Source organism: Polynucleobacter sp. VK25, assembly GCF_018687355.1.
In the GTDB taxonomy this organism is placed as follows: domain Bacteria; phylum Pseudomonadota; class Gammaproteobacteria; order Burkholderiales; family Burkholderiaceae; genus Polynucleobacter.
Map to the genome: position 1 here is coordinate 559795 of NZ_CP061288.1, position 8144 is coordinate 567938.

8 protein-coding genes are annotated in these 8144 nt (G+C 46.1%); 5 read left to right on the plus strand and 3 right to left on the minus strand.

Features of this window, described 5'->3' with window-relative positions; genetic code table 11:
* Nucleotides 1-12: 12 nt before the first annotated feature.
* The 3 genes from AOC21_RS03010 to AOC21_RS03020 all read left to right on the plus strand — a co-directional run bounded on the left by AOC21_RS03010 (nt 13) and on the right by AOC21_RS03020 (nt 4023).
* A complete protein-coding gene (locus AOC21_RS03010) occupies nt 13-2409 on the plus strand; it encodes a xanthine dehydrogenase family protein molybdopterin-binding subunit (RefSeq protein ID WP_215392318.1) in 2397 nt (798 codons plus the stop codon).
* A 133-nt stretch (nt 2410-2542) separates the two neighbouring features.
* A complete protein-coding gene (locus AOC21_RS03015) occupies nt 2543-3319 on the plus strand; it encodes a 3-hydroxybutyrate dehydrogenase (RefSeq protein WP_215392319.1) in 777 nt (258 codons plus the stop codon).
* Between the two features lie 110 nt (nt 3320-3429).
* The gene (locus AOC21_RS03020; protein WP_215392320.1) at nt 3430-4023 is read left to right on the plus strand and encodes a urate hydroxylase PuuD; all 594 of its coding nucleotides are present in this window, start codon (nt 3430-3432) and stop codon (nt 4021-4023) included.
* A gap of 92 nt (nt 4024-4115) precedes the next feature.
* On the opposite strand, the gene AOC21_RS03025 is transcribed toward AOC21_RS03020, so the two are convergent.
* From AOC21_RS03025 to AOC21_RS03035, 3 genes are all read right to left on the minus strand, one after another.
* Nucleotides 4116-5285 carry an NAD(P)/FAD-dependent oxidoreductase gene (locus tag AOC21_RS03025; RefSeq protein WP_215392321.1) on the minus strand — a complete coding sequence of 390 codons (1170 nt, stop codon included), beginning with the start codon at nt 5283-5285 and terminating at the stop codon, nt 4116-4118.
* A gap of 61 nt (nt 5286-5346) precedes the next feature.
* On the minus strand, nt 5347-5514 hold the full coding sequence (locus AOC21_RS03030; RefSeq protein ID WP_068321654.1) for a rubredoxin: 168 nt from the start codon (nt 5512-5514) through the stop codon (nt 5347-5349).
* A gap of 61 nt (nt 5515-5575) precedes the next feature.
* Nucleotides 5576-6061: a rubrerythrin family protein gene (locus AOC21_RS03035; protein WP_072583180.1), complete on the minus strand. Its 486-nt coding sequence runs from the start codon at nt 6059-6061 to the stop codon at nt 5576-5578.
* A gap of 144 nt (nt 6062-6205) precedes the next feature.
* On the opposite strand from AOC21_RS03035, the gene AOC21_RS03040 reads away from it, so the two are divergent.
* Nucleotides 6206-7111: a hydrogen peroxide-inducible genes activator gene (locus AOC21_RS03040; protein WP_215392322.1), complete on the plus strand. Its 906-nt coding sequence runs from the start codon at nt 6206-6208 to the stop codon at nt 7109-7111.
* An 83-nt stretch (nt 7112-7194) separates the two neighbouring features.
* A partial coding sequence (locus AOC21_RS03045; protein WP_215392323.1) for an alkene reductase occupies nt 7195-8144 on the plus strand: 950 nt, incomplete at its 3' end.

Here is an 8144-nt window from a genome sequence, read left to right on the forward strand (position 1 = left end):
GGAAAACGCATTATGAATAAGCCAAGTGATTTAAAAGGAATGGTGCTTGATCCGGTAACGAATGATCAACGTTATATCGGTCATAGCGAGCCAAGGCATGGTGCTCGCCGTCTGCTAGAAGGTCAGGGCACTTACATTGACGATATTCAGTTGCCACGTATGGCCCATGTAGTGTTTTGGCGCTCTCCAGTGGCACACATGAAGATCGGCAAAATTCATACAGAGCATGCTAGCAAGATGCCGGGTGTACTGGCGGTTATTGATGGTGTACAAATGGCAAAAATTTGTAAGCCTTGGGTTGCAACTTTAGGCCATTTGGCAGGCATGAAGTCAGCTCCTCAGCATGCATTGGCAATTGATCGCGCTTGTTGGCAGGGCGAGCCAGTAGTGGCGGTAGTTGCTGAAACCCGTGCGCAAGCAGAAGATGCCTTGCAGCATGTCGATGTTGAGTGGGAGGAGTTGCCAGCCGTTGTATCTATGGAAACTGCACTAGATGCAGATACTCCTGTAATACATCCAGAGCTTGGTGACAATTTATGTTTTACCCGTACCTTAGATGTTGGTAATGTCGATGAAGTGTTTGCAACAGCAGATGTCGTCGCCGAGGCTACTTTTGGATTTGGGCGTCACACTGGCGTAACGCTTGAACCGCGTTGCCAAATTGCAGATTACAACCCAGGCGATCGTCGCTTGACGGTATATCACTCTCAACAAGCACCACACATGATGCAAGATTTATATTGCCGTCAGTTTGGGCTTTCAGAATCTGATGTGCATGTGATTTGTAAAGATGTGGGTGGATCCTTTGGCATCAAAGTTCACGCATATCCGGACGACTTTGCAACTGTGGGTCTCGCAATGATGCTTGAGCGCCCTGTGAAGTTTGTTGCGGATCGCTTGGAATCATTTACAAGTGATATTCATGCACGTGAGCATCGTATCAAAGGCCGTATTGCCGCTAACAAAGCAGGCGATATCCTCGCATTTGAAATCGATGACTTAACTGCCATCGGCCCTTACTCGATGTTCCCAAGGACAAGCGCCATTGAGGGTAATCAGGTGGTGAACTTGGTGGGTGGCCCATACAAGCATCAGAACTATCGCGCTCAATTAAATGTCGTTTTCCAGAATAAAACCCCAACCTGTCAATATCGTGGGGTAGGTCATCCAATTGCCTGTGCAGTTACCGAGGGTTTAGTTGATTTAGCTGCGCAAAAATTGCAGATGGATCCACTTGAGTTCCGCAAACGTAACGTCATCCCAGATGATGCTTATCCATGCTCCGGAATTTCTGGCATTAAGTTAGAAGTGCTTTCGCATGAGCAATGCTTGCGAGCAATTGAAAAAATGATGGACTACCCAGCATTACGTAAAGAGCAGGCAGAATTACGTAAGAAGGGTATTTATCGCGGTATTGGATTTGCGACCCTAATCGAACTCACAAATCCAAGTCCCGCTTTTTATGGAGTGGGCGGTGCTCGCATTGCGTCTCAGGATGGTGCTACGGTGCGCATGGACCCAAGCGGTGTGATCTCTGTATTAATTGGTGTGGGTGAGCAGGGCCAGGGTACAGAAGGTATCTACACTCAAATTGCAGCCGATGCTGTTGGAGTTTCAATCGATCAAGTGCGCGTAGTGACTGGCGATACTGATGTCACACCTTATGGTGGCGGCACTTGGGCGTCACGTGGCGCTGGTGTAGGCGGCGAAGCAGTTCTATTAGCCTCTCAAGCGCTGCAAGAAAACATTATTAAGCTTGCTGGCACTATTTTAAATCGTCCTGTTACGGAACTCATTGCGCGACGTGGTCATATCTTAGACAAAGCCACTGGTGAACAGTTGATGCCATTTAGTGAAGTGGGAAGAGTGGGTTATTTCCGTACCGATACTTTGCCAGCAGGTTTTTCTGCTGATCTGATGGTGACACGTCACTACACCCAAAAAGAATATCCATTTATCTTTACGAATGGCGTACAAGCTTCTTATGTAGAGGTTGATCCAGATACAGGCTTCGTCAAGTTATTAAAACATTGGGCAGTGGAAGACTGTGGACGCGTGATCAATCCTATGTTGGTTAATGAGCAGGTACGCGGTGCTATTGTTCAGGGTATTGGTGGCGTTCTATTTGAAGAGTGTCTCTATGATGAAAGTGGTTTGCTGCGTAATGGCAGCATGGCTGATTATTTAGTGCCTATGGCTAATGAGATGCCCGATATTGAAGTGGCTCACGTAGAGACTCCGACCCAGTCCTCAAAATTGGGTGCCAAAGGAGCAGGTGAAGCTGGCACTGCAGGTGCACCAGGCGCTGTTCAAAACGCAATCAATGATGCCTTGGCGCCATTTAATGCAACCGTCTTTGATCAGCCGATTACCTGCGAAAAGATCCTGCGGGCTCTCAAGAAAATCTAATTACATCTGAGTTTTATTGGATTTTGCCCACCCTCGAGCGTCTGCTTTTGGGGTGGGTTAGCTCATCCTGTAACATCAAGTTTTGGGCAAAGCGATATGCATGCCCTCTAGTTAACTTGATACGGTAAAAGATATGTCCACATTAAAAGGTAAAACTGCCTTAGTCACCGGCTCCACTAGTGGTATCGGCTTGGGAATGGCCATTGCATTGGCAAAGCAAGGCGTCAATATTATGGTCAATGGCTTTGGCGAAAAAGACGATGCGATTGCCAAAATTAAAGCCTGCGGAGTAGAGGTGGATTATCACGGTGCAGATATGAGTAAGCCTGCTGAGATCGAAGATCTCATTAAGCAAACACAAAAGCGCTTTGGATCATTAGACATCCTCGTCAATAATGCTGGAATTCAGTACACGGCTAATGTTGAAGATTTTCCGGCTGATAAGTGGGACGCGATTATTGCAATTAATTTAAGTTCTGCATTTCATACAACACACCATGCGTTGCCTGGAATGAAAAAGCGCAACTGGGGTCGCATCATCAATATCGCTTCAGTGCATGGTTTGGTGGCATCTACTCAGAAGGCCGCTTATATTGCTGCTAAGCACGGTATCGTTGGTCTCACGAAAGTAATTGCTCTAGAAAATGCACGCACCGGTATTACCTGTAATGCAATTTGCCCAGGTTGGGTTTTAACCCCCTTAGTTCAAAAACAAGTAGATGCTCGCGCAGAGCGCGAAGGTATTTCTATTGAAGCGGCAAAGACTGCCTTGGTATCTGAGAAGCAGCCATCTGGAGAGTTTGTCACCCCAGAGCAATTAGCAGCCTTGGCAGTATTTCTTTGTGGCCCAGATGCTTCTGAAGTTCGTGGCGTGGCTTGGAACATGGATGGTGGTTGGACTGCGCAATAAACTGACCTAAGTCTCTATTTTTAGTAAGAATTCTGGATTTTGGGCTGCACATACAAAATTATCAGAATCGTTTATAGTTAGACCCATCATTACTCATAGGAGATCCTTTAATGGCATCAATCTTGACCTCTTTAGGACGTACCGTATTAGCGGGCTTCGTTCTTCTCGTTCTAATTATTTTCGCTTTGGGCGGCAACTTTAGTTCTGCTGAACTCCCATTCATTTTCCGTTGGTTGCACGTGATGTTTGGTGTGATGTGGATTGGTTTGCTCTGGTACTTTAACTTTGTGCAAATTCCTTCTATGCCAAAGATTCCTGATGAGCAAAAGCCAGCGATTGGTAAAGTGATTGCTCCTGCAGCATTGTTCTGGTTCCGCTACGCAGCATTGTTTACTGTAGTTACTGGTTTGATCGTTGCTGCATTAAGTGGTTATTTGCATCAAGCCTTCACATTACAAGCTCCATTCCGCGCAATCGGTTTGGGTATGTGGATTGCTTTGGTAATGGCCTTCAACGTTTGGTTCATCATTTGGCCAAATCAAAAACGTGCTCTTGGCATCGTTGCTGTTGAAGCTGACGTAAAAGCAAAATCTGCTCGCGTTGCGATGTTGACTTCCCGTCTGAATACATTGTTATCAGTGCCAATGTTGTTCTTGATGGTTGCTCAATCACACAACACTACTTGGTTCGTGATCGTTTCTTAATCACTGCCGGCTGCATAAATAAAAGGCCCGCTTTGCGGGCCTTTTTGTTTCCCCCTTCCCCAGCAAAGCCGAGGAAAGAGAAGGGTGCTTTATTAAGCCAGGATTGCAGGTAGTTCTTTGGTGAGGGCGCCACGTTGTGCAGTAGCTGCACCCATTAATACGAATCCTAATAACTTACCATCCGCTGACTCAAAGCGAGACTCTAGTCCGCCCTCTACAGGCGTTGTAGTCCACTTGCCTGCCGCACCCCTAGCTGGGGGCGAAACGATCGTGGCTAAGGCGGGTGTTTTTACCATTACTGGCATTGCTGGGTAGCTCAATGCAGTGGTTTGTCCTGTTAAGGTTGGAGCTAAAGCTCTTGCTGCTTGCATGATGGGCATGACGTAAGGCAAAACCAAACCATCAACCTCTGCACAATCTCCAAGAGAAAAGATATTTTTAATATTGGTTTCTAGCTCGCGATTTACCTGGATACCAATGTCGGTATGAATACCCGCAGCTTTGGCTAATTCAAGTCTGGGCTTTAGACCAACAGCAGATAAAAAGACATCACAAGAAATGATGTCGCCATTTGCTAGTGTGACCTGCAGAGCATCACTGTGACGATCGATTGCTTGAACAGTTGTAGAGAGATGCCAATGCACGCCAGCTGCACTTAATTTACTTTGCAGTTCAAGTGCTGCAGCTTCGGGTAGAAGCCGCCCTAAGGCTTGCGGGGCTAGATCAATCACATTTACTTCATATCCGCCCAGCACTAGATCATTGGCAAACTCACAGCCAATCAGGCCGGCACCCAAAATGGCGACTTTCTTTTTGCCTGCGATAGCAGTCCGAAAACGGGCATAGTCCTCAAGATCATTAACAGTGATAACTTCGTTGGCTGCATTACCTTGAAGCGGTAAACGAATTTGATCGGCGCCCAAAGCCATGACAAGCTTTCCATAAGCTACCTCACCTTTGCTGGTTTGAATTGTTTGTGCGCCAGTATTAATTGCGCTGACGTCACATTCGCCCATGACGGTCAACTCCAGTTGTGCAGCCATACCATCAACGGGAGTGGAAATTAATTGTGCAGCTTCTTTCTTGCTAGCAAGGGCGGTAGAGAGCATAGGCTTGGAATAAAAATATCCAGGCTCTCTCGTTACCAAAGTAATTGGAACTGTTTTATCTAACTTGCGGATTTCACGGATGAGAGTGTAGCCAGCTAATCCGCTGCCAATGATGACAATTGCGGATTGGGATTGGGGGGTGGTTTGATCCAAAACTGGGCTCTCCAAATAACAAAAAAGTAAGCGGGGTAAAAGTAGGGGTGCTAAATGAGCTTTAGCTTACCTGAACCATTTCAAAGTCGGCTTTTGCAACGCCGCAGTCAGGACATTCCCAGTCTTCTGGTACATCAGCCCAGAGGGTTCCAGCCGGAATGCCATCTTCTGGGATGCCTTTGGCTTCGTCATATATATAGCCGCATACGATACATTGGTAAGTTTTCATTTTGATTCCTTAAATAGTTTGCTGATTTTAAATTTAATTGCTAAATCTTTCTGCATTGCCCTTATTGAGCTGCAAATACCTTGGCTTTTTCTAAAGCCTGCTTGTAGTGGTTTGCATGTCGTTCTTCAACATTGGCTAAGGCTGCAAAGCGTTTTGCTGCTTTAGCTAATACTGCTTGGAACTGCTCTGCATGCTCTTTTGACTCTGCGATTTGCTCATCAATCTCCTGGATTGCAGCAGCATTACCTTCTTCTACTGCTGTTTTGCGAAATGATGGGTACATTTCAGTGTACTCATAAGTCTCGCCTTCAATAGCGATCTCCAAAGCACGCGCTGGGGTAATAGTGCCAGCAGGGTAGAGTAAATCTAAGTGGCCGAACGCATGCATCACTTCCTGATCAGCAGTGGCCTCGAAAATCTTTGCTGTTTCCTCATCGCCAGCAGCGCGAGCCAATTTTGCAAAATAACGATACTTAATATGAGCCATAGATTCGCCTGCAAAGGCAGACTCTAAGTTTTGGATGGTTTTGATTTCTGGGCGTGTCATTTTGATTCCTTTTTTAAGACATACGGTTTGTTGAGTCCTATTTACTGCTTTCTCAACCATGAATGCAGTGTGCGCCTTATTTGTTTATCAGTCCAATGAATCATTATGATAGTATTAATCTAATTATTCGATAATGGAGAGAAAATGGCGTATCTTCCGTCTCTAAGACAGTTGGGGTATTTCGTTGCTTTGGCAAAAGAGCTCAATTTCACCCGTGCAGCCCAGGCTTGTTTCGTGGGGCAGTCCACTTTAAGTGCCGGACTAAAAGAGTTGGAGGATGCTCTAGGCATTCATTTGGTCGAGCGCGATCGCCAGAATGTTTCGATTACTCCAATCGGGTTAGAGGTGTTAGAGCGTGCCAAAGTAATCTTGGCGGCATCAGAGGATTTGGTTGAATATGCTGGCGCTACCGGCAAACCCATGACCGCAACTATTCGGTTAGGTGTCATTCCAACCATTGCACCATTTTTATTGCCTAAAGTGTTGCCTGATATTCGCAAGCGCTTTCCAGAGCTCAAAATTACTCTCAGAGAAGATCTCACAGCAAATTTACTTTCCAGATTGGCTGAGCACAAATTGGATTTTGCTTTAATAGCGCTGCCATATGACGTAGACGGTCTACTGGTTCAAGAATTATTTGATGATCATTTTTGGTTGGTTGCCAAGGAAGGGGATCCTGCTTTAAAGGGGAAAGAGGTGACCTTGCCAGCCAAGATGGCTGAGCGACTCCTATTGCTGGAAGAGGGACATTGTTTGCGAGAGCATAGTTTACAAGCCTGCAAGCGCGCTGACATTCGGAAAGCAGAGGGTTTGGAAGCTACTAGTCTTCTGACCTTGTTGCAAATGGTGGAGTCTGGCCTTGGAATTGCATTGCTTCCTGGAATGGCAGTCAAAAGTAGTTTATTAAGTAACTCTGAATTAGTAGCGAAAGAGTTAGCTGCGCCAGCGCCAAAAAGAGTAATCGCATTAGTTGCAAGACCCTCTACTGCGCACACTCAAGAATTTAGTGCGTTAGCCAACTGTATTCGTGAGCAATTTGGGGTAGCTTAGACACCCCTATTACTTGCTCTGCAAAATAGATCAATCCTTGTTAAAGTCACCCATCTTATTTATTACTTACTAAAAGGCAGCAAATGTCAGGCAAAGAAATCATGTTCACTCCGATAAGTCTCGGATCCATTCAATTAAAAAACCGATTGGTGATGGCGCCGCTTACCAGGATGCGTGCGATTGAGGGTGATGTACCAAGTCCTTTAGCCAAAACGTATTACGCACAGCGCGCTGGTGCAGGTTTGATTATTACTGAAGCCACACAAATTTCTCCTTTGGGTAAAGGCTACCCTGCAACACCAGGAATTTATTCTTCTGAGCAAACTGCTGCCTGGAAAGAAATCGTTCAAGCAGTTCATGCTAAGGGCGGTTCGATTGTTGCGCAGTTATGGCACGTTGGCCGTATTTCCCACTCTTCTTTACATCCAGAGCAGGGTGCACCAGAGGCGCCTTCTGCGATTGCGGCAGCAGGTCAAACCTATGGTGCTGATTGGCAGCTGCATAACTATGAAACGCCGACAGCAATGACAACAGCAGACATTGCTCGCTTGCTTAAAGAGTTTGAGGTAGCTGCGCAAAATGCCAAGACAGCTGGTTTTGATGGAATTGAAATCCACTCGGCCAATGGTTACTTGTTAGATCAGTTCTTGCAAGATAAGACCAATCAACGTACCGATGAATATGGTGGCTCAATTGAGAACCGCCTGCGCTTATTGGGTCAAGTCATTGAGGCGGTTAGCATGGTATTTCCAAGTGATAAGGTGGGGGTTCGTCTTTCACCATACGGCACTTTTAACGATATGGGTGATAGTGATCCAGTTGCTTTATTCACCGCTGCAATTACTAAACTCAATAGCTATCACTTAGCATACGTGCACATGATTGAGCCGCGCTCAACCAGCGCTGGCGGTGGCGACCAAGTATTAGAAGACGCCCCAATCACCTCTGAAATGTTCCGTTCTGCTTACCAAGGAAAGTTCATTACCGCTGGTGGCTATGATCAGGCAATGGGCGAGAAAGTATTAGAAGAGGA